General features: G+C 67.0%; 27 protein-coding genes and 1 pseudogene. 12 read left to right on the forward strand and 16 right to left on the reverse strand.

All coding sequences use genetic code 11. The annotated features are described in order from the left end of the window. The 4 genes from RTI28_RS26035 to RTI28_RS26050 all read right to left on the reverse strand — a co-directional run. A partial coding sequence (locus RTI28_RS26035; protein ID WP_316923159.1) for a hypothetical protein occupies positions 1-1,272 on the reverse strand: 1,272 nt, incomplete at its 3' end. 117 nt (positions 1,273-1,389) lie between these two features. Beyond that, complete coding sequence (locus RTI28_RS26040) at positions 1,390-2,169, reverse strand: SDR family oxidoreductase (protein ID WP_316923160.1); 780 nt, start codon at positions 2,167-2,169, stop codon at positions 1,390-1,392. After that, positions 2,166-2,957, reverse strand: coding sequence for an SDR family oxidoreductase (locus RTI28_RS26045; protein WP_316923161.1), 792 nt, complete (start codon positions 2,955-2,957; stop codon positions 2,166-2,168). Before RTI28_RS26045 ends, RTI28_RS26040 begins: the two co-directional genes overlap by 4 nt. Continuing rightward, the gene (locus RTI28_RS26050; RefSeq protein ID WP_316923162.1) at positions 2,954-3,772 is read right to left on the reverse strand and encodes a molybdenum cofactor biosynthesis F family protein; all 819 of its coding nucleotides are present in this window, start codon (positions 3,770-3,772) and stop codon (positions 2,954-2,956) included. Before RTI28_RS26050 ends, RTI28_RS26045 begins: the two co-directional genes overlap by 4 nt. A 161-nt stretch (positions 3,773-3,933) precedes the next feature. Here RTI28_RS26050 and RTI28_RS26055 point away from each other — a divergent pair, with 161 nt between their 5' ends. Beyond that, positions 3,934-6,261, forward strand: a complete 2,328-nt coding sequence (locus RTI28_RS26055; RefSeq protein ID WP_316923163.1) for a bifunctional diguanylate cyclase/phosphodiesterase — start codon at positions 3,934-3,936, stop codon at positions 6,259-6,261. Then, complete coding sequence (locus RTI28_RS26060) at positions 6,249-7,112, forward strand: phosphate/phosphite/phosphonate ABC transporter substrate-binding protein (RefSeq protein ID WP_316923164.1); 864 nt, start codon at positions 6,249-6,251, stop codon at positions 7,110-7,112. Before RTI28_RS26055 ends, RTI28_RS26060 begins: the two co-directional genes overlap by 13 nt. Here the strand turns inward: RTI28_RS26060 and RTI28_RS26065 are convergent, their stop codons facing one another. After that, entirely contained in the window at positions 7,113-7,487 is a 375-nt protein-coding gene (locus tag RTI28_RS26065; RefSeq protein ID WP_316923165.1) for a GFA family protein, read from the reverse strand. A gap of 331 nt (positions 7,488-7,818) precedes the next feature. On the opposite strand from RTI28_RS26065, the pseudogene RTI28_RS26070 reads away from it, so the two are divergent. Then, a pseudogene (locus tag RTI28_RS26070) lies at positions 7,819-8,892 on the forward strand (IS3 family transposase). Between the two features lie 163 nt (positions 8,893-9,055). Here RTI28_RS26070 and RTI28_RS26075 read toward each other — a convergent pair. Next, positions 9,056-9,607, reverse strand: a complete 552-nt coding sequence (locus tag RTI28_RS26075; RefSeq protein WP_316923166.1) for an ATP-dependent Clp protease proteolytic subunit — start codon at positions 9,605-9,607, stop codon at positions 9,056-9,058. Positions 9,608-9,670: 63 nt separating this feature from the next. Beyond that, positions 9,671-10,063, reverse strand: coding sequence for a low affinity iron permease family protein (locus RTI28_RS26080; protein WP_316923167.1), 393 nt, complete (start codon positions 10,061-10,063; stop codon positions 9,671-9,673). Positions 10,064-10,251: 188 nt separating this feature from the next. Between RTI28_RS26080 and RTI28_RS26085 the strand changes: the two genes are divergently transcribed. After that, the gene (locus RTI28_RS26085; protein WP_316923168.1) at positions 10,252-10,680 is read left to right on the forward strand and encodes a hypothetical protein; all 429 of its coding nucleotides are present in this window, start codon (positions 10,252-10,254) and stop codon (positions 10,678-10,680) included. A gap of 56 nt (positions 10,681-10,736) precedes the next feature. Beyond that, positions 10,737-11,108 (forward strand): Rho termination factor N-terminal domain-containing protein, encoded by a 372-nt coding sequence (locus RTI28_RS26090; protein ID WP_316923169.1) that lies wholly within the window; start codon positions 10,737-10,739, stop codon positions 11,106-11,108. 10 nt (positions 11,109-11,118) lie between these two features. Here RTI28_RS26090 and RTI28_RS26095 read toward each other — a convergent pair whose 3' ends face one another. The 3 genes from RTI28_RS26095 to RTI28_RS26105 form a co-directional block, all read right to left on the reverse strand. Further along, complete coding sequence (locus tag RTI28_RS26095) at positions 11,119-11,919, reverse strand: glycine-rich domain-containing protein (protein ID WP_316923170.1); 801 nt, start codon at positions 11,917-11,919, stop codon at positions 11,119-11,121. 170 nt (positions 11,920-12,089) lie between these two features. Then, a complete protein-coding gene (locus RTI28_RS26100; protein WP_316923171.1) occupies positions 12,090-12,323 on the reverse strand; it encodes a metallothionein in 234 nt (77 codons plus the stop codon). An 18-nt stretch (positions 12,324-12,341) separates the two neighbouring features. Then, entirely contained in the window at positions 12,342-12,815 is a 474-nt protein-coding gene (locus tag RTI28_RS26105) for a phosphotransferase system, HPr-related protein (protein WP_316923172.1), read from the reverse strand. Between the two features lie 162 nt (positions 12,816-12,977). On the opposite strand from RTI28_RS26105, the gene ligD reads away from it, so the two are divergent. The 5 genes from ligD to RTI28_RS26130 are packed head-to-tail and all read left to right on the forward strand — an operon-like array spanning position 12,978 to position 18,495. Then, positions 12,978-15,407: a DNA ligase D gene (gene ligD, locus RTI28_RS26110; protein ID WP_316923173.1), complete on the forward strand. Its 2,430-nt coding sequence runs from the start codon at positions 12,978-12,980 to the stop codon at positions 15,405-15,407. A 28-nt stretch (positions 15,408-15,435) separates the two neighbouring features. After that, complete coding sequence (locus RTI28_RS26115; RefSeq protein WP_316923174.1) at positions 15,436-16,479, forward strand: acyl-CoA dehydrogenase; 1,044 nt, start codon at positions 15,436-15,438, stop codon at positions 16,477-16,479. Continuing rightward, on the forward strand, positions 16,476-17,228 hold the full coding sequence (locus tag RTI28_RS26120) for a PIG-L family deacetylase (protein ID WP_316923175.1): 753 nt from the start codon (positions 16,476-16,478) through the stop codon (positions 17,226-17,228). Before RTI28_RS26115 ends, RTI28_RS26120 begins: the two co-directional genes overlap by 4 nt. Next, complete coding sequence (locus RTI28_RS26125; RefSeq protein ID WP_316923176.1) at positions 17,225-17,824, forward strand: class I SAM-dependent methyltransferase; 600 nt, start codon at positions 17,225-17,227, stop codon at positions 17,822-17,824. The genes RTI28_RS26120 and RTI28_RS26125 overlap by 4 nt, the downstream gene beginning before the upstream one ends. Further along, positions 17,821-18,495 (forward strand): glycosyltransferase, encoded by a 675-nt coding sequence (locus tag RTI28_RS26130; protein ID WP_316923177.1) that lies wholly within the window; start codon positions 17,821-17,823, stop codon positions 18,493-18,495. Before RTI28_RS26125 ends, RTI28_RS26130 begins: the two co-directional genes overlap by 4 nt. A gap of 481 nt (positions 18,496-18,976) precedes the next feature. On the opposite strand, the gene RTI28_RS26135 is transcribed toward RTI28_RS26130, so the two are convergent. The 6 genes from RTI28_RS26135 to RTI28_RS26160 form a co-directional block, all read right to left on the reverse strand. Continuing rightward, positions 18,977-19,825 (reverse strand): Ku protein, encoded by an 849-nt coding sequence (locus tag RTI28_RS26135; protein ID WP_316923178.1) that lies wholly within the window; start codon positions 19,823-19,825, stop codon positions 18,977-18,979. A 3-nt stretch (positions 19,826-19,828) separates the two neighbouring features. Further along, complete coding sequence (locus RTI28_RS26140) at positions 19,829-19,954, reverse strand: PSPA7_2676 family Cys-rich small protein (RefSeq protein ID WP_316923179.1); 126 nt, start codon at positions 19,952-19,954, stop codon at positions 19,829-19,831. A 92-nt stretch (positions 19,955-20,046) separates the two neighbouring features. After that, positions 20,047-20,226 (reverse strand): hypothetical protein, encoded by a 180-nt coding sequence (locus tag RTI28_RS26145; protein ID WP_316923180.1) that lies wholly within the window; start codon positions 20,224-20,226, stop codon positions 20,047-20,049. A 104-nt stretch (positions 20,227-20,330) separates the two neighbouring features. Further along, on the reverse strand, positions 20,331-20,504 hold the full coding sequence (locus RTI28_RS26150) for a general stress protein (protein ID WP_316923181.1): 174 nt from the start codon (positions 20,502-20,504) through the stop codon (positions 20,331-20,333). A 198-nt stretch (positions 20,505-20,702) separates the two neighbouring features. Then, positions 20,703-21,176 carry a copper chaperone PCu(A)C gene (locus RTI28_RS26155; RefSeq protein WP_377698362.1) on the reverse strand — a complete coding sequence of 158 codons (474 nt, stop codon included), beginning with the start codon at positions 21,174-21,176 and terminating at the stop codon, positions 20,703-20,705. Beyond that, a complete protein-coding gene (locus RTI28_RS26160; RefSeq protein WP_042126056.1) occupies positions 21,176-21,781 on the reverse strand; it encodes an SCO family protein in 606 nt (201 codons plus the stop codon). The genes RTI28_RS26155 and RTI28_RS26160 overlap by 1 nt, the downstream gene beginning before the upstream one ends. A 353-nt stretch (positions 21,782-22,134) precedes the next feature. On the opposite strand from RTI28_RS26160, the gene RTI28_RS26165 reads away from it, so the two are divergent. Next, complete coding sequence (locus RTI28_RS26165; protein WP_316923182.1) at positions 22,135-23,025, forward strand: helix-turn-helix transcriptional regulator; 891 nt, start codon at positions 22,135-22,137, stop codon at positions 23,023-23,025. Then, on the forward strand, positions 23,022-24,599 hold the full coding sequence (locus RTI28_RS26170; protein WP_316923183.1) for a hypothetical protein: 1,578 nt from the start codon (positions 23,022-23,024) through the stop codon (positions 24,597-24,599). The genes RTI28_RS26165 and RTI28_RS26170 overlap by 4 nt, the downstream gene beginning before the upstream one ends. The last annotated feature ends 4 nt before the right edge of the window (positions 24,600-24,603 follow it).

Consider the following 24,603-nt stretch of genomic DNA (forward strand, 5'->3'; position numbering starts at 1 on the left):
TCCGTGAACTCTTCCAGCGCAGGTTAGTGACATGGGATAAAGACCGACCAGCGGGCTGATGATCAGGTGCTCGTTCACCGCCCACTCCACATACAGATCCAGCTCCCGCGCATCCAGGTTGAGGGTGTCGCGGGTGCGCAGGGTGTTGAAGTCGAAATACAGCGCGCCGACGGTGAGGTTCTCCAGCGGCGTGGCCTTCAGGCCGACATGGTGAATCCCGGTGTTGCTGTTGAACGGCCCGGAATAGTTGGCCGCCACCTCGCCCTGGAACCAGGTGCCGTACCCCGTGCTCAGGCCAGTGAACAACGAGTCCCAACCCTGCGAGTAACGGGTGTAGCGATAGGTCACCTTGGGCGCCCAGGCGACATCGGCGAAGGTGTAGCCAGCCTCGGCGTACCAGGCATTCTCCGGCCCGGCGTCCTTGTCCTGCCAGGCGTATTCGAAGGCGAAGCTGGCGTTCTCGATGCCCGCACTGCCCTCACCCCGCAGGCTGTAGACATCCATGTTCTCGCGCTCTTTCTGGAAGTCGCTGGCCCACTGGTCGGTGACGTCCAGGCCATGCACCCAGGTCAAGCCCAGGGTGCCGGCGTCGGCGGTGTAGTCCAGGGTCCCGGCGGCCAGTTCGGTTTCGGCCTGGGCGCGGTTGTCGGATTTCAGCCACAGCACACTGCCGTGCAGGCCATCCTGGCCACCGAGCTTGAGCACCGCGGTGCGGTCGAAGGCGTGGCGCGCCGCCAGGTAGTAGGCGCCGCCACGGTTCAGCGCGCCATCGGCCGGGCCCTTGCCGAGGTTGGGGCCGTCGTCGTTGATCAGGAAGCCGCTGCCGATCTTGACCACCTGGCGTCCGGCGGAGAAGTCCACGCCATCCTTGCCCAGGGCCGGGAACAGGTCGCCGGAGCGCCAGCCGAGGAAGGCATCCTCGATCTTGGTGGTGCGTTCGGAACCGTCGGTGTTGCCGGCGGCGTCGCCATCACCCCAGGTCGCCGAGCTGACCAGGTTGAAGGTGCCGTACAAGGTGCCGGCGCCGCCCAGGCCCTGGTCGCCGCTGAGGCCGTACTTGATGAAGCCTTCGCGCCAGGTCGAACCGCCCGGGGTGCCGTCGTAGTTCTTGCGGCTGTTGAACATGCCCCAGACCGCGAGCATGTCGGCGTTGAGGTGCGTGTCGTCGTCCGCGTACAGCTCGTAGGCCAGCGCCGGCTGGGCCGCTGCCAGTGTGACCAGGCTCAGGCCGACGGCCCGGGCCAGCGGTAACAGGCGATGTTGCTTGTCCATTGGTATTCCCCCATTTCTTGTTGGCAGTTGTGCTGTAGCGAGGGGTTATTAGGGCGCTGGCGGCCGGCCCAAGTCTTGTTCGTGGCTGCCAGCGCTCTTGATCGCAATGGCCAGTAATCAGCCATTACTCTCCAGGGTGGCGAGGGTCTCCGGCAGTGTCGCGCCGCCATCGACGATCAGGGTCTGGCCGGTGATGTAGGCGGCGTTGTCCGAGGCGAGGAAGAGCATGGCGGCGGCGATGTCCCGCGGTTCGCCGAGACGGCCCAGGGGCACGCTGCTGGCGATCCGGGCGTTGAGGCTGGCGTCGCCGAGGTTGTCCATGGCCGGGGTGCGGATCATCCCCGGTTCGACGCCGTTGACTCGCACGCCATGCCCCGCCAGTTCCAGCGCCGCGCTGCGGATGAAGCCGTTGACCCCTGCCTTGGACGCGGCGTAGTGGCTGAGCCCCGGGTACGCCACCCGTGGCCCGGTGACCGAGGAGGTCACCAGCACGTTGCCGCGTCCCTGGCGGCGGAACAGCGGCAGCGCGCCCTGGGTCAGCCAGAACAGCGCCGACAGGTTGACGTCCAGGGTCCGCCGCAGCAGCGGCTCGTCGATCCGTTCGAACGGCGTCAGCGGAAAGTACGCAGCGTTGTGCACCAGCACATCGAGGCGCGGCAGGCCGGCGAGCAGGGCGACGACGGCCGCGCGGTCGGCCAGGTCGATACCGGCGACCCGTACCTGGCAGCCGTCGGCGTTGAGCTGGTCGGCCAGGGCCTGGGCCGTGTCGCGATTGAGATCGGCGATCAGCACCTCGGCCCCGGCGCGGGCGAAGCCCTCGACGATGGCCTGGCCGATGCCCTGGGCGCCGCCGGTGACCAGCACCTGCTGGCCGCTGAAATCGAAGCGGGCGTTCATAGCGGACTCTCCAGGCGGGTATAGGCCAGGGTCGGTACGTCGACGATGGTCGAGCCAGCGTCGGCGGCGATCACCGCGCCGGTGACGATCGACGCCTCGGGACCGATCAGGAACTGGCACAGCGCGGCGATCTCGTCCGCCGTGGCCGGGCGGCGCAGCGGCACGTCGGCGGTGACCCGGCGATAGGCGGCGTCGAGGTCTTCGCCGTAGTGCTGCATCAACGGCTGCATTTCCTCGTCGGCCATCGGTGTGCGCACCCAGCCCGGGCAGACGCAGTTGACCCGCACGCCCTGCGGCCCGAAGTCCCGCGCCAGCGAGCGGTTGAGCCCGACCAGCGCGTGCTTGGCGGTGGTGTAGCCGCACACCTCGGGGCCCGCCGCCAGCGAGGCGATGGAACCGAGCAGGACGATGCTGCCACGCCGCTCGACCAGCAGCGGCAGGCAGGCCCGGGCGCTGTGGAAGGCGCTGTGCAGGTTGCCGCGCAGGGCCGCTTCCCAGGCCTCGTCGCTGGTCTCCAGGGCGTTGCCCAGGCCATGCCCGCCGGCGCAGCAGATCAGCGCGTCGAGGCCGCCGAAGCGGGCGCGGATCTGCTCGACGAAGCCGGCCCAGGTGGCGCTGTCGGCGGCATCGCCGGCCAGCACCAGGGCGTCGCTCCCGGCCGCCACCTGTTCCAGCGCCGCGCGCCGCCGGCCGACCAGCACCAGGTTGTCACCCAGGGCGGCCAGGCGTTGCACGCAGGCCGCGCCGATGCCGCTGCCGGCACCGGTGATCAGCACGGTGCGCTTCATGCTTCGTGGACCGTGGTGTTGATCAGGTTGCAGTAGGACGACACCGGGAAGTTGCTGAAGGCATCGAAGCTGCCTTCGGCATAGCCGAAGATCTTGCCGTCGCTGCGGTGCTCGCGCAGGTCGATCATCACCAGGCCCAGGGTCGGGATGATCTTCTCGCGCCAGACGAACAGGTACAGCGCGTCGGCGATCTTGTAGTAGTGGCAGCGGTCGGTGTCGCACAGGCCTTGCTCGACGCCCTTCAGGCACTGCCAGGTGTAGTAGTTCTGGTTGAGGTAGATGTGCTCGTATTCCTCGGTCGGGCTGTAGCGGTAGCGGTTGCGGATGCCCACCAGCTCGGCGGTCGGTGCGTGCGGGCAGGCGCCTTCCTGCCAGGGCTTGTCCAGGCTGCCGTGGAGGAACTGGGCCTCGACGCAGGTCAGGTTCTTGCCGGACAGGGCGCGCTGGTAGATGCCCTGGCGGGTCTCCTGCTCGGCCGGCATGTTGCCGATCACCGCGGTGAAGGACTGGCTCAGGGTGTCGATGACCAGGCTGATCGACCAGGTCTGGCCCTGCTCGGTCTTGAGGAAGTCCACCAGGTAGATGCCCGGGCGCACCGAGGTGGCGCGGTACGGCGCGCTGCCGCTGGAGTGGCCGTCGGCGGCGTGCCAGTGCAGTTGCTCGGCGTCGAAACGGTGTTCGATGACCCAGCCGTTGGCGAAGTGCAGGGTCAGTTGCTGCCCGGCCAGCTCGGCCAGTTGCGGCAGGATGAAGGCTTGCGGGGCGAAGCCCTCGGCCAGGGCGCCTACGGTGATCCAGTCGGATTGGGTGGTCATGCTGGTGGCTCCACAGTGTTGTCGTTGGGAGCCGTGATGGTGCCGCGGGGCGGGCGAGGGCGGTATCGACCGGATGGTTGAGGCGGGCCTGGCATGCCAGTCATCCGACTGTCACACACTGGTGGTAATGTGCCATCACTCAGCGGCAGGAATGACGTGCAGTGATCCGCCGATTCCTTTGTTCCTTCAACCTCGTGCAGTTTCTCCTGCTGGCCTCGGCGCTGGCGATCCTGCTGTTCGTCTGGGTCTCGTACGTCCAGCAGCGGGCCATCTCGGAGCAGCAGGCGCTCGCCGCCAAGGCCGCGGAGCACCTGAACCTGGCGAGCATGGCCGCGGAGAACCTCAGCCAGCTGGTGGACCGCGCGCAGACCATCGGCCGCGCCGCCCAGGCCGATCTGCGCGACAGCGGGCCGGGCCACTGGAGCCTGGTGCGCATGCTCGCCGAGGACCCGGTGCTCAAGCGCATGAGCCTGTACCGCTTCGACGGCCGCCTGCTCTCCGCCAGCCACAGCGACGAGCCGCGGCAGTTGCCCGAGCCCTGGCTGCTGGCCCTGCGCGAGCATATCGGTCGGCACGGCTTCAAACCCTTCCTCGCGCCCCTCGACGCCTCGGCCCGCGAAGCGGCGCAGATCAACTGGCGCCTGCCGTTCCTGCTGCCGCTGAGCGGGCCGTCCGGCGACCAGCCGGACAGCATCCTCCTGGTGCAACTGGACATCGGCTACCTGGCGCAGTTGTTCCAGCATATCGACCTGGGCAGCAGCGGCCTGATGCGCCTGCTCGACAGCGCCGGCCACGAGCGCCTGCGCATCGGCGACAGCGGCGTGGTGGTGGCGGGCGAGGCGCTCAAGCCGGACCTGCCGGCGCAGGGCGAGGCGTCCGGGCGGCTCGTCCAGTACAGTCGCGACGGGCGCTACCAGAGCCTGTTCCGCAAGGATCTGCCGCGCGCGTTCAGCATCGCCGTGAGCCAGCGCGAGGACGAGATCCTCGCCCCGTCGCAGCTGCTCTACGCGCGTCAGCGCTGGGTCAACCTGAGCATGACCCTGCTGATCCTCGCCGGCGTGCTGTGGAGCTGGCGGGTGCTGGGCAAGCGCGAGGAAGCCTTCGGCGCCCTGGAGCAGGCGCAGCGGATCAACCAGCAACTGATCCAGCGCCTGGAGGAAGAGCACCGGCGCAGCAGCCACGCGGCGGCCACCGACCACCTCAGCGGCCTGCACAATCGCCGCCAGTTCATGGAGACCGCGGCCAGAGTCCTCGCCGAGCAGCGCGGCAAGCGGCGGCTGATGGCGATCCTGTTCATCGACATGGACCGCTTCAAGTCGATCAACGATTCCCTCGGCCACAAGGTCGGCGACCTGTTGCTGCAGGCCGTGGCCGGGCGCATCAAGCGCGCCCTGGAGGCCGGCGACGAGGCTGCGCGCTTCGGCGGCGACGAGTTCGTCGTGCTGCTGGCCGGGTCGCGCAGCGAAGAGCAGATCGACCTGTGGGTGCGCATGCTGCTGAACAAGCTGTCGGCGATCTACTCGCTGGACCAGCACGAACTGAACAGCAGCCCGAGCATCGGCGTGAGCATCTGTCCGCGCGACGGCGTGGCGGTGGACGAACTGATCCGCCAGGCCGACGCCGCCATGTATTCGGCCAAGCAGGCCGGGCGCGGGCAGTACCGCTTTTTCGACCCGTCGCTGAACGTGGTGGATGTCGGCGAGTTCGCCCTGGAGCAGGCCTTCGGCCCCGCCCTGAAGGAAGGCCAGTTCGTCCTGCATTTCCAGCCCCAGGTGCGTTTCGACTCGATGCGCGTCGAGGGCTACGAGGCCCTGGTGCGCTGGCAGCATCCGCAGTTCGGCCTGCTCTATCCGGACCGCTTCATTTCCCTGGCCGAGCGCAGCGGCTTCATCGTCGCCCTGGGCTGGGAGGTGCTGCGCCTGGCCTGCGCGGAGCTGGTGCGCTGGCAGGCGCGCGGCATCCAGGCAGGGCTTGCGGTCAACGTCTCGCCCCTGCAGCTGCGCCAGCCGGACTTCAGCGCGCGGCTGCTCGACGAGCTACGTCTCCACGCCGTCGAGCCGCAGCGCCTGGAGCTGGAAATCACCGAAACCACCGTGCTCGACGACGAGGGCCAGGGCATCAAGCACCTGCAGGCCCTGCGCGACGCCGGCCTGAGCATCAGCCTCGATGACTTCGGCCAGGGCTACTCGGGTTTCTCCCACCTGCAGGCGCTGCCGATCAACCGCCTGAAGATCGACCGCGCGCTGGTCGCCCAGCTGTCCAACAGCCATGACGACAGCCCCATCGTGCTGTCCACCATCATCCTCGCCAAGCGCCTGGGCCTGGAGGTGGTGGCCGAGGGCGTGGAGACCCGCGAGCAGGTGGTCTACCTGCGCCTGGCCGGTTGCGACTTCGCCCAGGGCTATCACTTCAGCCGTCCGCTGAGCGTGGCCCAGTTGGAGCAATACCCACCTTTCATCGACGCGACGGAAACGGCATGCGAACACTGACCTGGCTGACCGGCCTGCTGTTGGCCGGCCTGCTCGCCGCACCGCTGGCCGCGGCCTGCCAGCAGGCGGCGCTGCGCATCGGGGTGATTCCGAAGCAGAGCATGGAGGTGCTGATCCGCGATTATCAGCCGCTGCTGGAGCGCCTGCGGGCGGAGCTCGGCGTGCCGGTGTCGATCGTCCCGGCGTCGTCCTACGAGAGCGTGGTGGATGCGGTGGTTTCCGGCGGCGTGGACATCGCCTGGCTGGGGCCGGCGGCCTACGTCCTGGCGCAGCAGCGCGACCCGCGGATCGAACCCTTCGCCAGCCTGGCGATCAGGAAGGGCTACTTTACCCCGGCCGGTCATCACTATCAGGCGCTGTTGCTGGCGCGGCGCGGCAGCGTGGCGGATGTGCAGGCGCTGCGCGGCAAGCGCGTGGCCCTGAGCGATCCGGCCAGCACCTCGGGCAGCGTGGTGCCGAACGTCGAGTTCGCCGCCCGGGTGGGCCAGCCGCTGGCGCGCTTCTTCGCCTCGGTGGCCTACAGCGGCTCCCATGACAAGTCGCTGGACGCCTTGCTCGAAGGGCGGGTGGACGCCGCGTTCGTCGCCAGCGTGCGCGCCGATGCCTACCTCAACAGCGGGCGGATCGCGCGCGACACCTTCGATGTGCTGTGGCGCTCGATGCAGATCTACTACGACCCCTATGTGTTTCGTGGTGGCCTGTGCGCCGAGTACAAGACGCGGATTCGCGCGGCGCTGCTGGAGAACCAGGACGGGCTGGCGGGGTTTCTGGCGTCGCAGGATGCCAGTGCCATCGCCCCGGTCGGCCGCGCGGAATATGCGTCGCTGGTGCGCATGATGCAAACGCCGTGATCAGCTTCGCCACCAGGTCGGCTGGCCGTCTTCGAACGAGTGGCTGTGCGGCTTGAGTTCGGCGCGTCCGGGTTCGTCGAAGGTGCCGGCCAGCAGGGCGATGGTCGGTGCGTCGTCGATCGCGCCGAGGGAACTGCCGCAGCGTGGGCAGAAGGCGCGGCTGGAGTAGTCCGAAGAGCGGTACAGCGCGGGCGCGCCGCCGGCGCCGGTCCACTCGACCTGGTCGCGGGGGAATTCGACCCAGAGCGCGGTGAGCGCGCCGGTGTGCTGCTGGCAGTTGCGGCAGGAGCAGGTGTGCGGGTTGGCGGCGGGGCCGTGGGCGGTGTAGCGGATCCAGCCGCAGAGGCAGCCGCCGTGGTGGGAGGTGGAGGGCATTGGGTCGTCCTTGGTGGGGGTGGGGGTGGTAGCTTAGAGCAGCAGCGATGAGCATAGGTATCTACACATCTTCGAAGGCTTGTCGGGGGACCGCATCAAGGCCGCCAGGTGCCTGTCTTGAGTCTTGCATCACTCTCCAGATCGAGCGCCGCCCGCGCGGCGCATCGCGGATGAATCCGCTCCCACATTTGTTGCAACGTACCTATGTCTGTCAGGCCATGGTTGACCGCATTGTGTGTTCGACTCGATATCGAGTCGGGCTCAACTGTGCTGGTCTAATGGCTCCGGACACCTCAATTAGGGAGAATCCCCCTACTGAGGAGTACCCCCGATGACCAAGAAGTACAGAAGATTCACCACCGAGTTCAAACTCCAGGTCTGCAAGATGATTGTTGATCAAGGCCTGAGCGCAGTTGGGCGGAGCTGGGATAGGCAATCCGTTGACCAGTGAACAGCAGCGAATTCGCCAGCTTGAGCAGCAAGTCCGAGAGCTGAAGATGGACAACGACATACTAAAAAAAGCTACGGCCTTCTTTGCCCGCGAGTTGAAGTGATCCATCAACTGGTTCGCCAATTGCAAAGTAAGGCTTTCCCGGTGGCGCGCGTTTGTCGCGTGCTTCAGATCAGTCGCTCGGGCTTCTATGAGGCCCATGAGCGACAGGCGAAACCCAAGCCAGTTTGCCCTGTCGGCATCAAGCTCAAGGCTGCATTCGTGTCGTCTGGAGACTGCTACGGCAGCCGTCGACTAGTGGGTGTTTTGCGGCAGGAAGGCGTGTCCATTGGCCGCTTCAAGGTACGTCGCTTGATGAAGCTCTACGACCTGCGCTGCGCCTGGAAGCGCAAGTTTGTTCATACCACCACCAGTAATCACGACCTGCCGATCGCTGAAAACCTGCTCAACCGTCAGTTCATGCCAGGAGGCATCAATCAGTCATGGGTTGCAGATATCACTTACATCCGAACGCGCAGCGGATGGGTGTACCTGGCGGCCGTCATGGATCTGTTTTCACGCAAGATCGTAGGCTGGTCCATGGCGCCTCACATGCGTGCCGAGCTGGTGTGCAGCGCCATGCAACTGGCGATCGCCCAGCGCCAGCCAGCGCCGGGCCTGATCGCCCATTCGGACCGCGGCAGCCAGTACGCAAGTGCTGACTACCAAGACTTGTTGAGGCGCAATGAGATGCGCTGCAGCATGAGCAGGAAGGCCAATTGCTGGGACAACGCAGTAATGGAGCGCTTTTTCCTGAACCTGAAAATGGAAAGGACTTGGCGTAAGGACTATGCCAATCACGACGAAGCGATCAAGGATGTTACCGACTATATCGTGAAGTTTTACAACCAGGATCGACTGCATTCGACCCTGGGTTATCTACCGCCCAACCAGTATGAGCGGCAAATAGCCTGAGCTCCCACATTGCGGTGTCCGGAAAAAGTTGACCAGCTCAGGGCGCTGCAACACTCAAGACAGGCACCGGGCGGCCTTGATGCAGCTCCCCGGCAAACCTTCAAAAATGTGTAGATACCTATGCTCATCACTGGCAGGGCAACGACACCCCCAACCCACTCCCTCAGGCATGCACACTCCACTGCACCACATCCGCCCCGATCACCGAGTCGTTCACCGCCTGGATCAACCCGCAGCGAATCGCCTCCTCCGGCGTGACGATGCGCGGATGCGCCATCAGGTAGCGTGGAATATCCAGCACTTCCCGCGCCCCCTGGGTGCGCTCGGCGACGATCTGCGCATACAGCTGCAGGTCGTAGTCCAGGCTCATCGCATACTCGGCCATCCGTGCATGATCCACCGAACCGTGCAGCGTCCAGTGGAACGGATGGAACAGGAACTTGCTCAAGGTGCAGGCAGTGCGATGCTCCCCCGCGAGGAACAGGATGTTGCCCATCGACTCCACCGTGCCGAGGTTGTGGGTGTCCACCTGCACCGGCAACGAGCGCAGGAAGTTGTACAGGCTGAAGCCGTAGCTGCACTCCCCACCCATGGTGGCGATGTTCACCTGCAGGCGCTCGGCGCCCTGTTGCAGGGCCTTGGAGCAGGTGCTGATGAGGTTGCCGCAGGTGGAGGCGTTGATCGGTCCGGTGAAATGAATGATATGGCTGGCCATGCTCACCTCATGCTGTCAGGTCGGTTGCCGGCGGCGTCATGCACACCGGCGTCGTTGCGCGAGTCAGGCATCGTCGTTGCGCGGTGATTCGTCCGCGCCCCGCTGCTCGGCGAGTTCGCCCAGGTGCTGATAGCGCTTGCGCAGTTCGTGCAGTTGCTTTTCGTCCAGATCGTCGAGGCCGAGCAGGGCGTTGTGGGCCCGGCGCGTGGCACGCAGCAACTCGTCGATCTTGATATGCAGTTCGTCGGTGTCGCGGTTCTGGGTGTTCTGGATGAGGAACACCATCAGGAAGGTGACGATGGTGGTCGAGGTGTTGATCACCAGTTGCCAGGTATCGCTGAAGTGAAACAGCGGGCCGCTGATCCCCCAGGCCAGGACCAGGCCGAAAGCGCTGGCGAAGGTCATGGGACGACCGGCCCAGCTCGCCAGCTTCTGGGCGAAGCGCGAAAACTTCATCTTGCGTTTTCCTTCCGCATGCCAGGAACACGACGGGCCGAGAGCGCCTGACCCGACATTCGGTGGAGGGCCTGCGCCGGGCAAAGTTCAACCTGCGCAGGGCGCCATTCGTCCATCCCCCTGAACCCGCCCGACACCGCGCCAGTCGCAATCAGTAGGGTGAACCGCACCCGCCCCTGGAGATGACCATGCGCGCCCCTGCCCTGTTGTTGATGCTCGCCAGCCTTGCCAGCGGCACCGTCCTGGCCGATGCCTGTCAGGTCACCACACGCTCCTCCAGCGCCTCGGTGCAGACGGTGGAAACCCAGACCTGCTACACGCTGCAGGGCATGCCGGACGATGCCATCGACTGGTCGTGCAGCAGCGAGAACAAGGAAATGCTCAATACCCAGAAGCGCCGGGTAGTGCGCTGCCCCGACCAGGAAATCGGCCAGTGCAGCGCACCGCTGACCCAGGAAAGCCTGGCCAACCCGCGCGCCACCAGCAACGCCGCGCAGGCCCCACGACCGGCGATTCCCGACGATGCACGGGTGCTGACGTACTACTACGACACCCGCCACCAGGGCCAGGCGCGGATTGACTGCGAGAAGGCAGGCGGAACCTGGCGGATGCCGTGATCGACGTCCGGCCTTGCCGATGACCTGCCCGAAAATCAACAGCGGAGGATCGACCCATGCCACGGGGAAGCAAAGACAAGTACACCGCAGCGCAGAAACGCAAGGCCGAACACATCGAGGAAAGCTACGAAGCCAAGGGCGTCCCCAAGGACGAGGCCGAAGCCCGCGCCTGGGCCACGGTCAACAAGCAGTCCGGCGGCGGCGAGAAGGCCGGCGGCTCCGGGCGCGAGAAAAGCGCGAGCGCCAAGCAGCAGTCACGACAGGCCTCGGCGCGGCGCGCGGCGAAGACCCGGCAGGGCGTGCCGCGTCCGGACCAGCCCATGACCGGGATGACCCGGGCCGAGCTGATGGACCAGGCACGCAAGCGCAACATCGCGGGGCGCTCGACCATGCGCAAGGCCGAATTGATCGAGGCGCTGAAGCACTGAGCCGCAGCACTCAATAGTCGATCGAAACGCACCCGGCGCGGCCGGGGCCACTGGCGAACCGAGTATGGGTGCCGCCATCGCCGCCCAGACCCGCCCCCTGGCACAGGGCATGACGCGCGGCATCGGCGGCCGCGGCGCTGGCAAGGTCCTCGCGTTGCGCCTTGAACTCGCGCAGCAGCCCCAGCATTCGCGCCGCCTCCGCGGCACTGGCCGCCGCGCCCTTGCCCGGCGTGTCGGCAGTAGCGCCGGAACCGCCATTGCCCCCCGCGAAGCCCTCGGCGAGCACGCAGTCAGGCGTGGTCGAGCCTTTGCCGCCGCTGCCGCCACGCCCCGGCAGGCGGCTGAACAAAGTGCCGCTGCCCGCCCCGCCGCCCTCGCCGCCAGCGGCGGAAAAACTGAACGCCGACAGGCCGCCACCCGGCTCGCGAATGCGGATACGACTGGCTCCGCCCGGGTGACCGTCGCCGTCCTGCGCCGTGCCGGCCGCGCCGCCCGCACCGACAGTCACCTGCAACGCGGAACCGGGCAGCACGCCGAGGGTACAGATCAGCGTCGCGCCACCACCGCCACCACCCCCGCCGGCAGCGGGTCTGGCGAGGATCGGAAACGCTGCGGCCACGCCCGCCACCCCGCCACCGCCCCCTCCGCCAATCAGGGTGACGGTGACCCGGGCGACGTCGCTGGGCAGTTCCAGGAGCTGGGTCGCAGCGGGATCGGTATAGGTCTGGTTGGCACCGTGGGCAGCCGGGGCCAGGGCGGCGAGCAGCGCCACGGCGATGTTACCTGCGGACAGCATGAGGGCCCGCGTCATGTCTGGGTCGAGGATGTTCATTCCTGCAGAACATAACGCCAGCCGGCGTCGCGCTCACCTGACAGAACTGCCAGTTGCCAAGAACGCTTGGCGATAGCCTCTATTCCCTTCGCAAGACACCTGCCGTGCAGCGCGCGCACACAACGCGACACGGCAGGCACAGCGAAGCGTCAGGGGGAAATTGGATCGCTCGCCGGAAAGGTCTCTTCCAGGGCGTTGTCCACCTTCGATTCCTCCGGCTGCTTGCCCTGCTCATCGCCGCAATGGCAGGCGCTCATGCGGCAGGCTTCGCCATTGGCGTGCCCGCGGGCGCAGGCTTCGCAGCAGTAGGCCTTGCCATCGCGCGTGAGCGCGCTGGCATCCACTTCACAGGTACAACCGGGGCAGGCGCAGTGGTTGGTCATGGTCGTCTCCTTCATCAGTCAGGATTCGTCGTCTTGCGGCGGCGCCGCACGGTCATTCCAGGGCTTGCCATCCAGCGGTGCCGAGCGGGCCAGTTCGGCTTCGTCGGGGCCGCTGCCGGCACCGATTTCGTCGGCGTCCACCCGGCGCAGTTGCCGATCCGCCGGCCCGTCACCACCCCGCTCGGACGGATCACGGGCGCCGCTCTGGTCGAACAGGGTGTCGGGGCTCAGGTCGTCGTAGGTGACGTTGTCTTCGTGCAGGCTTTCGCTGAGGGCTTCGCCGCCACTCATGCCAGCGCGCTCGACCCGCTCCGGGGGAAACTCGCGGTTCACTTCCTGCTCCGAGCGGGCATCGCCGGCGCGGCCCTGGCGCTCATCGTGGCGCTGGCTGAAATCCAGTTCGTGGACCTCGCCCATGCGGTCCTGGATATCGTCGATTTCCCGGGGAACGTAGGGCGTATTGGCCCCAGGCTTGTCGCTCTTGTCGATCATGGCGTTCTCGCTTTCGGTTGGGCTCTTGCAGTGTCGACTCCCCCGCGCAGGCAATGATTCAGTCTTTCCGTCACCCGGTCGCGCAGCCGGCGCGACGTCGATTGAACTCCTGTCGCGCGCGCCCTCTCCCACTTGATAAGACGCCGCCACCGAGCATCCGCCATGACCAGGCCCCTGCAGGAATACCAGCGCAAGCGCGATTTCGCCGCCAGCCCCGAGCCCAGTGGCAGGCGCGGCCGTGGCAAGGCCCATGCCCTGCAGTTCTGCATCCAGAAACACGATGCCAGCCACCTGCACTACGACTTTCGCCTGGAACTGGACGGCACCCTGAAAAGCTGGGCGATTCCCAAGGGCCCGTCGCTGGATCCGACGGTCAAGCGCCTGGCCGTGCATGTCGAGGACCACCCGCTGGACTATGCCGGTTTCGAAGGGCATATCCCCGAGGGCCACTACGGTGCCGGCGATGTCATCGTCTGGGACCGCGGGGTGTGGATTCCCGAAGGCGACGCCCGGCAGGGCTATGCCAAGGGCCACCTGCGCTTCGAACTGCAGGGGGAAAAGCTCGGCGGACGCTGGAACCTGTTCCGCACCCGCCTGGCCGGCAAGAAGGAACAGTGGATGCTGGTGAAATCGGCGGACGCCCAGGCGCGCGACCAGGCTGACTACGACATCCTCGAAGCCGCGCCGGACAGCGTGCTCAGCGAGCGCAGCCTGCCCGCCACGCGCCAACCCACCAGCCGCCGCGCCCGCCCGGCCAGGACCACGGCGAAAAGCGCTCTGCCACCGAGCCTCGACCCACAACTGGCGACCCTGGTGGACTCACCGCCGCCGGGCGACTGGAGTTACGAAATCAAGTTCGACGGCTACCGCATCCTCGCCCGCATCGACCAGGGCGAGGTGCGCCTGTTCACCCGCAACCGCCATGACTGGACGGCGAAGCTGGCGCACCAGGTCGCGGCCCTGAAACAGCTGGAGCTTGAGTCGGCCTGGCTCGACGGCGAGATGGTGGTGGCCGACGAAAACGGCGTGGCGGACTTCCAGGCCCTGCAGAACGCCTTCGATAACGAGCACGACGAGAAGATCGTCTATTACCTGTTCGACCTGCCCTGGCTCAACGGTCACGACCTGCGCCAGTGGCCCCTGGAGCAACGCCGCGCTGCCCTGGAGCAGCTCCTCGCCGATCCGCCGGCGCTGCTGCGTTACTCCGCGACCTTCGCCGAGCCGGTGCAGTCGCTGCTGGCCAGCGCCTGCCAGCTCGACCTCGAAGGCCTGATCGGCAAGCGCCAGGACAGCCTCTACCTCGGGCGCCGCAGCAGCGACTGGATCAAGCTCAAATGCCAGCAGCGCCAGGAATTCGTGGTGGTCGGATATACCGATCCCAAGGGCAGCCGCAATGCCTTCGGGGCGCTGCTCCTGGGCCTGCACGACGGCGCCCGGCTGCGCTACGCCGGCAAGGTCGGCAGCGGCTTCAGCCGCGACACCCTGGATAGCCTGCTGCAACGCCTGCAGCCGCTGCGCATCCGCCGCCCGGCCCTGGACGCACCGCCCAGCGGCGCCGAGGCGCGCGGCGTGCACTGGCTGCAGCCGCGCCTGCTAGCCGAGATCAGCTTTGCCCGGATGACCCGCGACGGCATCGTCCGCCACGCGGTGTTCCACGGCCTGCGCAGCGACAAGCCGGCCAGCGCCATCACCCTGGAGCGTGCCATGCCCGCGAACCACACCGGCCTGCGCCTGACCCATCCCGAACGGCTCATCGATCCCGCCAGCGGCGCCACCAAGCTCAACGTCGCCGAGTACTACGCCAGGGTCGGCAAGCTGATCCTGCCCCACCTCAAGGACCGCCCGGTGGCGCTGGTACGCGCGCCGGACGGGCTGGGTGGCGAGCTGTTCTTCCAGAAGAACGCCGCACACCTCGATCTGCCCGGGGTGAAAAGCTACGCCAAGGAGCAGGCCGGGCAGGCAGCGATGGTGATCAACCGCGAGGACACCCTGCTCGGCGCGGTCCAGATGAACATGCTCGAACTGCACACCTGGAACGCCACCGACAGCCAGTTCGAACGGCCCGATCGGCTTGTCCTCGACCTCGACCCGGACCCGGCACTGCCGTGGAAGGCGATGGTCGAGGCGACCACCCTGACCGTCACCCTGCTGGACGAGCTAGGCCTGCGCAGCTTCCTCAAGACCAGCGGCGGCAAGGGCATCCATGTGGTGGTGCCGCTGCAGCGCAGAGCCGGCTGGGACACAGTGAAGGACTTCAGCCACGCCATCGTCGAGCACCTGGCCGGACTCTTCCCCGAGCGGCTGTCGGCGGTGTCCGGGCCGAAGAACCGGGTCGGGCGGATCTTCATCGACTACCTGCGCAACGGCAAGGGCGCTACCACCGTCTGCGCCTGGTCGCTGCGCGCCCGCGAAGGGCTGCCGGTGTCGGTGCCGATATGGCCCGAAGAACTGGCCGGATTGAAGGGCGCCAACCAGTGGACCCTGGGCAATATCGACGAGCGCCTGGCCGAGGGCAACGCGCCCTGGCGCGACTATTCCACGACCCGCCAGTCGATCACCGCGGGCATGCGCAGGCGCCTGGGCATCAAGTGAGCGGCCGGCCACGGCATGAGGAGACGCCATGAGCATCATCCAAGACTTCGATCTGGGCAGCCTCGACACCCTGCTGCGCAGCTTTACCGAACGCCCGCAGGCGCTGCATCTGGACACCCGCTTGCCGCCGATCCTGCACTCGCTGCGCCAGGACCACCTCGACCTGCTGCCCCTGCCCGGCCAGGGCCATACCCTGCAGCGCTGGCAGACCCTGGCGCGGGTCGCCGGCTGTGACCTGAGCCTGGCCAAGCTCTACGAAGGCCATACCGATGCCCTGGCGATCCTCTCCGAGTGCGGCGCCAGCCACCGCGTCGGCCAGGGGATCTGGGGCGTCTGGGCCGCCGAAGCGCCGGATGCGCGCACCCGCATCGTCGCCCGGGACGGCGAGCGGGTGCTGCTCGAAGGGCGCAAGGCCTGGTGCTCCGGCGCCCTGCAGATCGACAACGCCCTGCTCACCGCCTGGGACCACGACGAGCAGCCGCAACTGGTGGCCATCGAGCTGTCCCATCCAAGCCAGCAGATCCTCGCCGAGGACTGGCAGGCCGTCGGCATGGCCACCACCACCAGCGTGGTGATCGCCTTCGACCGCTCGCCGGCCCAGCTGATCGGCACGCCGGGCCAGTACCTGTCGCGGCCGGGGTTCTGGCACGGCGGTGGCGGGATTGCCGCCTGCTGGTACGGCGCCGCCGAGGCACTGGCCGATTACCTGCGCGAGCACTGCCGCAAGCCACGTCCCGATCCGCATGCCGACGCCCACCTGGGCGCGGTGGACGCGGCCCTGTGCGGCGCCCGCGCGGCCCTGCGCGAGTGCGCGGCGTGGATCGACGAGCATCCCGGTGGCGCTGCCGAGTTGCTGGTGCGGCGCACCCGGGCGCAGGTGGAACAGGCGGTGGAGCAGGTCATCGAGCATGTCGGCCGGGCCCTGGGCGCTACCCCCTATTGCCACAACAGCCACTTTGCCCGGCTCGCCGCCGACCTGCCGGTGTACCTGCGCCAGAGCCACGCCGAGCGTGATCTCGCCGCCCTGGGCCAACGACTGGCGCAAGGGCCGGCGGGGGCCTGGCAGCTATGAGCAAGGCACGCTTCGCGGAACCGGCGACAACGCCGGCGCAATGGCAGCAGTCCGCCCATCTGGCCCGGGCGACCTGGGTCGAAGCGCGGCAGTTGTGTCCACCCGGGCGACGCCTGGTGGTGGTGGCGCCGCACCCGGACGACGAGATCCTCGCCTGTGGCGGCCTGCTCGCCGGCTTCCAGGGCCGCGAGCACGAGCTGCTGTTGATCTCGGTCACCGATGGCGAAGCCAGTCATCCCGGCTCCGCGCAGTGGAGCGAGCATCGTCTGCGCCGCCAGCGTCCGCTGGAAAGCCGGCATGCCCTGCAGCGCCTCGGCCTCGATGTGCAGGCGCTGGCATGGCAACGCCTGGCCCTGAAGGACAGCGCCGTGGCGCGGGACGAGGCGTTCCTGGTCAATCACCTGAGCCAGTTGCTGCAGGCGGACGATCAGCTGCTCTGCACCTGGCGCGGTGATGGCCACAGCGATCACGAAGCGGTCGGCCGCGCCTGCGCCCGGGCGGCGCAGGGCAAAGGCGTGGCGCTGCTGGAAGTGCCGGTGTGGGCCTGGTCCTGGGCCGCGGCGGAAGACCCTCGCCTGCCCTGGCCGCGGGCCTGCAAGGTGCGCCTTGACGCCGAGGTCCTGCAGCGCAAGCAGCAGGCCACCGCCGCGCATGTCAGCCAGCTGGCGGCGGACGGCGAGCGCCCGCCGGTGTTGCCGGCGGCGACCCTGGAATGCCTGATGCAGCCCTTCGAACTGGTGTTTCGATGAGCATCGACGCGCAGTACTTTGCCGGCCTGTTCGCCGCCAGCGACGACCCCTGGGCCTTTCGCACGCGCTGGTACGAGAAGCGCAAGCGCGACCTGATCATGGCCAGCCTGCCGCGCCAGTTTCATGCGCGCGCGTTCGAGCCGGCCTGTGCCAATGGCGAGCTGAGCGCGGCCCTGGCCGAACGCTGCGCCGAGCTGGTGTGCCATGACCTCGACGCCACCGCCGTGTCCCTGGCCCGGCGGCGCCTGGCGCCTCTGCCCCATGTGCAGGTCGCCCAGGGACGCTTGCCGGTGGACTGGCCGGGGGGCCGTTTCGACCTGATCGTGCTCGGCGAGATCGGTTACTACCTCGGCCCCGAGGACTGGCTGCGGGTGATCGAACAATCCGTGGCCAGCCTGACCGCGGACGGTGGCCTGCTCGCCTGTCACTGGCTGCACCCCATCGCCGGCTGCCCGCAGTCCGGGCGCCAGGTGCATGCCCTGCTGGAACAGCGCTTGCCGCTGTATCGCGTGCTGCGTCACGAAGAGGCGGATTTCCTGCTGGAGTACTGGAGCTGCCAGCCCAGCGTGATCGACCTGGACGAGACCTGCCCATGATTGCCGTGATCATTCCCGCGCACAACGAAGCCGAAGCCCTGCCGCGTTGCCTGATCGCGGTGCAGGCCGCTGCGCGCATGGCGCAGGCGGCCGGGCACCGGGTGCAGATCCTGCTGGTGCTGGATCGCTGCAGTGATGCCAGCGCGGCCATCGCCAGGCGCTTCGCGGTGGAGACCCTGCGGGTCGATGCGCGCAACGTCGGCCAGGCCCGGCGTGCCGGTGCCGCGCTGATGCTGGAGCGCGGCGCCCAATGGCTGGCCTGCACCGATGCCGACAGCTGCGTACCGGCGCACTGGCTGCTGTGCCAGCTGGCCTTCGCCGTGGACGCGGTGTGCGGCACGGTGCATGTCGAGCAGTGGTTGCCGGAGCAGGACGCGGCCTTGCGCGAGCGCTATCTGCAGCGCTACCAGCTGCGCGAGGGGCACCGGCATGTCCATGGCGCCAACCTGGGAATCTGCGCGCGGGCCTATCAGCGGGTGGGCGGGTTCCAGCCGCTGGCGCTGAACGAGGACGTGCGCCTGGTCGAGGATCTGCGGGCGTGCGGGGCGAGCATCGTGTGGACCGCGCGCAACAGCGTAGCAACCAGTGCCCGCCTGGATCCGCGGGCGCGGGGTGGGTTTGGGGATTATCTGAGGGGGTTGGTACAGAGCGTGGATAGAGGGGGTTGCTGAAGGCCTCATCGCTGCATGGGTATCTATACCTCTTCGAAGGCTTGTCGGGGGACCGCATCGAGGCCGCCAGGTGCCTGTCTTGAGTCTTGCAGCGCCCTCCAGATCGAGCGCCGCCCGCGCGGCGCATCGCGGATGAATCCGCTCCCACATTTGTTGCAACGCGCCATGGCCTGTTGGATTTGAGTTGTCAGCCTTTGTTTTTTCGGCGATGCATCGCGGGGAGGCTGTTGGGCTCGACTCGGTATCGAGTCGAACCAACAAGGCGGTCAACCATGGCCTGTCTGACATAGGTACGTTGCAACAAATGTGGGAGCGGGCGTAGCCCGCGATGCGCCGCGCGAGCGGCGCTCGATCTGGAGGGCGCTGCAAGGCTCAAGACAGGCACCTGGCGGCCTTGACATGGTTCCCCGCCAAACCTTCAAAGATAGGTAGATACCCATGCTCATCGCAGGCGGCGGTCGATTTCAAAAGCGCCCGAAACTCAGGACGCCTTGCGCGGCGTCTTCTTCGCCGGTGCAGCCTTCTTCTTCGCCGCCGGTTTGGCCTTGCCTCCCAGGCTGCGCTTGAGCAGTTCGGTCAGGTCGATGATGTCCGCGCCCTTGCCGCCTGCCTCCTCGCCCGTCTCCACCACACTGATCCGGCCCTTGCTGGCCTTCTCTTCCACCAGGTCCATGATGGTCTGGCGAAACACGTTGCGGTAATCCTCCGGCGCCCAGCTGCCACTCATGTCCTGCACCAGCCGCCTGGCCATGTCCAGCTCGCCCTTGCTGGTCTTCGCCTCGGTCACGCTGCTGTCCAGCTCCAGGCTGTCGATGCCGCGCACTTCGTCCGGCCAGCGCAGGGTGACCAGCAGCAGCGCATCCTCCAGCGGCCGCAACAACGCCAGGTGCTGCCGGGTGTGCAGGACCACGGTCGCCAGCGCCACCTTGGCGGTGCTGCGCAGCGTCTCGCGGAGCAAGGCATAGACCTTGCCGCCGCGCTTGTCCGGGGCCAGGTAGTAAGGGGTGTCGAACTGCTGCAGGGGAATCTCTTCGGCAGCGACGAAGGAAAAGATCTCGATGGTCTGGGTCGCTTCGGGGCGCGCCTTGCGGATCTCCTCCTCGCTGATCACCACATAGCGCCCCTTCTCGTAGGCCACGCCCTTGACGATATCCTCCTTGCTCACGTCCTTGCCGGTGACCTTGTTGATCCGCTTGTAGCCCACCGGGTCCATGCTGCGCTGGTCGAGCCAGTCGAAATCGATGCCCTGGCTGCGCACGGCGGAAACCAGCGCCACGGGAATGTGCACCAGACCGAAACTGATCGCGCCTTTCCAGATCGCTCGGGCCATGACTCATTCCTCACCCTGGGCAAGGTGGTAGCGCAAGGCGCCACAACGTTCGCAGCACTGACACGGCGCATTCTCCACCGCCGGCAGGGAGCGCCACTGGCAACCGCGCAACAGGCAGAACAGGGTCATGGGACACCTCCTGGCACCCGTGAAATCGGGCGCTTGCTACAGAGGACCGCCAGGAGAGGGCAAAGGTTTAGCGGGAATGCGCGCGGCACCGATCAGTTGTCGCTGTCCTTGCCCGGTGCCAGTTGCGAGGCCGGACTTTCCGCAGGCGGTTGCTGCATCTGCAACGACGGCTTGCTCGGATCGGAATCCTTGCCGGGGTGGTTCGAGTTGTCGAAGCAACCGCCCAGCGCCAGCAGGCCGGACAGCAGGAGCATGACTGCGCCTTTGTTCATGGCGATGTCCTCCACAAAAGCGAACGGCGCATCGTGGACAGGCCGCGATGCGCCAGGCGGACGGGGCAAGGATCATGCCCCGCCGTTTACCGCGGTATCACCGATCAGGAGCGACCGCCCTTGCGGCCGGTGTCCTGGGTTTTCTGCCGGTCCTGATTCATGCCACCCGACTGTTGTCCGCCCTTGCGGCCGGCTTCGGAGGCTTTTTCCCGATCGTTGGCAAAATTGCCCGGGTTGCCACCTTGCTTGGAGCCAGTGCGGTTCTCGTTGTTAGCCATGATCTTTCACCTCATAGAAAACGAAGGATGCACGACGTTGTGCCGTACATCAGTGAGAGTCCACGAGGTTGCAGGGATTCGCTTTGATCGAGGGCGCCCGGACGGGTGGCGGGAAATGTCCGTGGCCTGGTGTTTCGCGCACAAGCGATCGCTGGCGCGGGAGGGGTACGAGGCAGCGAACTGCCCCGCGCAACAGCGTTACATATGGCCCTTGCCGTGATGCATCTCGTGCCCGCCGCTGGTCAGCGCGCGCACCGGTGCCTGGACCTCGAGGTTTTCCCGGTTGCCCTTGGCATCCTCGATCACCAGGGTCAGCGCGACCTGCTGACCTTCCTTCAATTGCCCGGTGAGGCCCATCAGCATCACGTGGTAGCCGTTGGCATCGAGGACCACGGTCTTGCCGGCCGGCAGGTCGACCGCCTGCACCGGGCCCATGCTCATCACATCGCCCTGCATGCGCATCTCGTGGATCTGCACGTCCCTGGCCACCGGCGACTGCACGGCGACCAGCTTGCTGTCGGTATCGGCGGTGAGGGTCATGAAGGCCCCGGACGCCTGCTGGTTGGCCACGGTGGCCCGGACCCAGGGTTCGCCCACGGTGGTTTGCGCCAGGGCCGGCAAGGCCGCGCCGCACAGGGCCAGCATGGCCAGGGATTTGCGCAGGAAAGTCATCAGCAGATCTCCATGAGGGTCAACAGGTCTTCGGCGCATTCCTTCGCCGTCAGCGAATGGGCCAGGCCCAGGTGCAGACGACCGCGGGAGTCGAAGACGAAACTGGTGGACGAATGCGACACCGTGTAGCTGTCACCCAGCGGTACCTTTTCGTAGAACACGCCGAACTCCTTGGCGGTGGCGGCGATCTGCTCCGGTGTGCCGGACAGCGCGGTGAAGGTCGGGTCGAAGGCTTTCACGTAGTCTTCCAGGACCTGCGGGGTATCGCGCTCGGGATCGAGGGTGATGAACACCACCTTGAGGAAATCGCCGTCGCGGCCCATCAGCTTCTTGATCTGCACCGCCCGCGCCAGGGTGGTCGGGCAGATCGCCGGGCACTGGGTGAAGCCGAAGAACACCATCGGCATCGAGCCGTAGAAGCTCGACAGCGCGTAGGTGTCGCCGTGAACGTCCTGGAGTTTGAAGGAGCGGCCGAGGATCTTGTTGCTCAGGTCCTTGCCGTACTTGAAGTCGAGTTTCGGGGAACTGTCGCAGCCCGCCAGGGCGCCGAGCCCCAGCACGCCGAGCCCGGCGAGAACGGAACGCCGGGTCAGTAGATCGTTCATGTAACCATCCTTTCGGGAAGGTGCACGCTTCGCAGTGAAGCTGTTCATTTCGTGGTTTCTTGTGGGGCGGCATTTTGTCATGCGAGGGAGGGGGGTGCCAGCGCAGGGCGCTGGAAGGGTGCGGCGTGGTGTCGCAGAAGGCGTCGTAAAAACGTAACAAGGCATGAACCGATTACCGCTACCCCGCCCCCTTGGACAGGCGCTACCCCGCCGGCAAAGTGGCCACCAGCCACCATCCGGGTTATTGTCGCCACTTTTCCGGCAGGCCAGCACCCATGCTGTCAGTGCTACTGACACACCCTGTCAGTAGCCCTCGCTAGAGTCGCCGCCAAGCCCATCGACAAGGACCCGCCATGGCGGCCACCGAGCATGACACCCTGGCCCTGCGCCTCGCCGATATCCTGCGCCTGCTGCAGGCTGGCGAGCGCCCTACCCGCCTGCAACTGGCCGAACGCTTCGGTGTCAGCGAGCGGACCATCTACCGCGACCTCAACCGCCTCGGTGACGTGGTCGAGCCCGGCGCCGATGGCGTCTATCAACTGGCCAGCCAGTACCGCAGCCACTTGTCCCCGGCCGATCTGCAGACCTTCGCTCGCCTCAGCGGCGTCGAGCGGCTGTTCCCCACCAGCGACCGGCGCTCCTGGCTGGAACTGCTCAAGCCCGGCCAGGCCAGCTTCCTGGTGCGCGACGGGCATTTCGCCGCCGCACGCCCGGACACCAGCGACTTCCGCACCCTGAGCCGCGCCGTCGAGCAGCACCGCCGCTGCCAGTTGAACTACACCGGAAAATCGCGGCGCATCGAGCCCTACCGGCTGATCCACAACAAGGGCATCTGGTACCTCGCCGCCACCGAGGGCGGGCACCTGAAGAGCTTCGCCCTCGGCCGCATCGGCGAGCTGCGCCTGCTCGAGGAAAGCTTCAGCCCCGACCCGCGGATCCAGGGCCAGATCGAAAACGACGACGACATCTGGTTCGGCCAGGACTGCCTCGACGTCACCGTGCAGGTGGCCGCCAGCAACGCCTACTACTTCCTGCGGCGCAACGTGCTGCCGCAGCAGCGCGTGCTCGAGCAACGCGCCGACGGCCAGTTGCTGCTGCGCTGCCAGGTCAACCACCCGAACCAGTTGCTGCCGATCATCCGCTACTGGATTCCACACATACGCATCCTCGAGCCCGCCTGGTTGCAGCAGCAACTGCGCGACGAACTCACCGACTACCTGAACGACGCAGGACCACGCCCATGACCGCCGATATGGAAAAGCCCCTGAGCAACGACCACGACAAGAACGACAGCCTCGATTTCGAGCAGATCGCCGAGACCCAGGCCAATCGCCTCGAAACCACGCTGTTCGAAAACCCGCAGAACGCCGGCAAGACCAGCGCGGTGATCGCCTCCTTCGTCGCCTCGTGCAACGCCCGCGGCGATAAACCGCTGGAGACGTGGCTGGACGACGAATTCAGCAAGTACCCGACCCTGTGGAAAGACCCGGAAGAACGGCTCCAGGCCAGCCGTGAGGTGATCCGCTCGACCAACGCCTTCAACCACTCCCGCGACGCCCTGCAACTGCACCTGGACAGCGGCCGCAGCAAGGCCTCCTGGCTGGCCGGCGAGATCGAGAGAAACGCCGCGGTGTCCGGCTCGGTACATGTCGGCGAATACGCCGGGCGCATCGATCACGCCCTGGAACAGGCCACGGATAACGCGCGCAAGATCGTCACCACCCAGGGCGGCGCGATCAACCTCAACCCGAACCTGGACGGCTTCATCGCCGAGCAGCACCACGTCGACACCTTCAATATCGACGCCACCACCAAGGGCAGTCCGTACCGCGCGCGGATGGTCAATTCCCGCGACCTCAACTCGGTGGACATCGAGATCGTCGACGGCAACGGCAAGGTGGTCGGCACCTACCAGTCCAAGTACGGCGCGGACGCCAACGCGACCAACCGCCAGTTCGACAACGGCGACTACGAAGGCCAGCAGCGCCTGGTGCCGGAAGGTCACGCGGCCGAGGTGGCCGACAGCAGCGAAGTGATCGAGATCGACGGGGTGAAATCCCAGCCGCTGTCCAAGGATGAAGCCAAGGCCCTGCAGAAAAAGGCCCAGGCCGAGGCCGAAGCGCGCCAGTACGAGTGGAAGGACACCAACCGCGTCGATATCGCCAAACAGATCGGCAAGCAGGCAATGGTCGGCGCCTGCCTTTCCGTCGGCCTGCAGGGTGTGCGCATCCTCGCCCGGCGCGCCTGGAACAGCCTCAATGGCCGGGACAACCCCAGCGCCCAGGAAGACCTCAGGGAATTCTTCGAAAGCTCGCTGCGCTCCTCCACCCAGACCGCCGCGCAAGTGGCGGTTTCCGGCGCGGTGGTGGTGGCGGTGAAGAACGGCTGGCTCGGCGGCGTGCTGCGCAATACCCCGGCCGGCCTGATCACCAACATCGCCTGTGTCGGCATGCAGAACGCCAAGATCCTCTACAAGCTGGGCAAGGGCGAACTCACCGGTGAAGAAGCCATCGACGCCATCGGCAACACCACGGTGACCACCACCATGGCGATCGCCGGCGCGACCAAGGGTGCCGGCATCGGCGCGGCGATCGGCACGGTGTTCGGTCCGGTCGGCAGCGCCGTGGGCGGCTTCGTCGGCGGCGTGGTCGGGGGGATCGCCGGCAGCTCGATCGGCGAGACGGTCTACGAGGCCGGCAAGTCGGTGGCCAGGGCCGCGGTACAGGTCGCCGCGCGGGTCGTCGACGGGGTCGGCCGGGTAGTGGAATCGATCGGTAGCGGTCTGCGCAATTTCGCCTCCAACTTTCTCCCCTGGTGATCGC

The sequence above is a fragment of the Pseudomonas sp. zfem002 genome (assembly GCF_032621685.1).
GTDB lineage: Bacteria > Pseudomonadota > Gammaproteobacteria > Pseudomonadales > Pseudomonadaceae > Aquipseudomonas > Aquipseudomonas japonica.

What these genes read in the sequence shown, in the direction of transcription:
- RTI28_RS26040 (WP_316923160.1), bottom strand. Translation starts at nt 2,169, where the DNA reads ATGAACGCCCGCTTCGATTTCAGCGGCCAGCAGGTGCTGGTCACCGGC.
- RTI28_RS26045 (WP_316923161.1), bottom strand. Translation starts at nt 2,957, where the DNA reads ATGAAGCGCACCGTGCTGATCACCGGTGCCGGCAGCGGCATCGGCGCG.
- RTI28_RS26050 (WP_316923162.1), bottom strand. Translation starts at nt 3,772, where the DNA reads ATGACCACCCAATCCGACTGGATCACCGTAGGCGCCCTGGCCGAGGGC.
- RTI28_RS26060 (WP_316923164.1), top strand. Translation starts at nt 6,249, where the DNA reads ATGCGAACACTGACCTGGCTGACCGGCCTGCTGTTGGCCGGCCTGCTC.
- RTI28_RS26065 (WP_316923165.1), bottom strand. Translation starts at nt 7,487, where the DNA reads ATGCCCTCCACCTCCCACCACGGCGGCTGCCTCTGCGGCTGGATCCGC.
- RTI28_RS26075 (WP_316923166.1), bottom strand. Translation starts at nt 9,607, where the DNA reads ATGGCCAGCCATATCATTCATTTCACCGGACCGATCAACGCCTCCACC.
- RTI28_RS26080 (WP_316923167.1), bottom strand. Translation starts at nt 10,063, where the DNA reads ATGAAGTTTTCGCGCTTCGCCCAGAAGCTGGCGAGCTGGGCCGGTCGT.
- RTI28_RS26085 (WP_316923168.1), top strand. Translation starts at nt 10,252, where the DNA reads ATGCGCGCCCCTGCCCTGTTGTTGATGCTCGCCAGCCTTGCCAGCGGC.
- RTI28_RS26090 (WP_316923169.1), top strand. Translation starts at nt 10,737, where the DNA reads ATGCCACGGGGAAGCAAAGACAAGTACACCGCAGCGCAGAAACGCAAG.
- RTI28_RS26095 (WP_316923170.1), bottom strand. Translation starts at nt 11,919, where the DNA reads ATGACGCGGGCCCTCATGCTGTCCGCAGGTAACATCGCCGTGGCGCTG.
- RTI28_RS26100 (WP_316923171.1), bottom strand. Translation starts at nt 12,323, where the DNA reads ATGACCAACCACTGCGCCTGCCCCGGTTGTACCTGTGAAGTGGATGCC.
- RTI28_RS26105 (WP_316923172.1), bottom strand. Translation starts at nt 12,815, where the DNA reads ATGATCGACAAGAGCGACAAGCCTGGGGCCAATACGCCCTACGTTCCC.
- ligD (WP_316923173.1), top strand. Translation starts at nt 12,978, where the DNA reads ATGACCAGGCCCCTGCAGGAATACCAGCGCAAGCGCGATTTCGCCGCC.
- RTI28_RS26115 (WP_316923174.1), top strand. Translation starts at nt 15,436, where the DNA reads ATGAGCATCATCCAAGACTTCGATCTGGGCAGCCTCGACACCCTGCTG.
- RTI28_RS26120 (WP_316923175.1), top strand. Translation starts at nt 16,476, where the DNA reads ATGAGCAAGGCACGCTTCGCGGAACCGGCGACAACGCCGGCGCAATGG.
- RTI28_RS26125 (WP_316923176.1), top strand. Translation starts at nt 17,225, where the DNA reads ATGAGCATCGACGCGCAGTACTTTGCCGGCCTGTTCGCCGCCAGCGAC.
- RTI28_RS26130 (WP_316923177.1), top strand. Translation starts at nt 17,821, where the DNA reads ATGATTGCCGTGATCATTCCCGCGCACAACGAAGCCGAAGCCCTGCCG.
- RTI28_RS26135 (WP_316923178.1), bottom strand. Translation starts at nt 19,825, where the DNA reads ATGGCCCGAGCGATCTGGAAAGGCGCGATCAGTTTCGGTCTGGTGCAC.
- RTI28_RS26140 (WP_316923179.1), bottom strand. Translation starts at nt 19,954, where the DNA reads ATGACCCTGTTCTGCCTGTTGCGCGGTTGCCAGTGGCGCTCCCTGCCG.
- RTI28_RS26145 (WP_316923180.1), bottom strand. Translation starts at nt 20,226, where the DNA reads ATGAACAAAGGCGCAGTCATGCTCCTGCTGTCCGGCCTGCTGGCGCTG.
- RTI28_RS26150 (WP_316923181.1), bottom strand. Translation starts at nt 20,504, where the DNA reads ATGGCTAACAACGAGAACCGCACTGGCTCCAAGCAAGGTGGCAACCCG.
- RTI28_RS26155 (WP_377698362.1), bottom strand. Translation starts at nt 21,176, where the DNA reads ATGACTTTCCTGCGCAAATCCCTGGCCATGCTGGCCCTGTGCGGCGCG.
- RTI28_RS26160 (WP_042126056.1), bottom strand. Translation starts at nt 21,781, where the DNA reads ATGAACGATCTACTGACCCGGCGTTCCGTTCTCGCCGGGCTCGGCGTG.
- RTI28_RS26165 (WP_316923182.1), top strand. Translation starts at nt 22,135, where the DNA reads ATGGCGGCCACCGAGCATGACACCCTGGCCCTGCGCCTCGCCGATATC.
- RTI28_RS26170 (WP_316923183.1), top strand. Translation starts at nt 23,022, where the DNA reads ATGACCGCCGATATGGAAAAGCCCCTGAGCAACGACCACGACAAGAAC.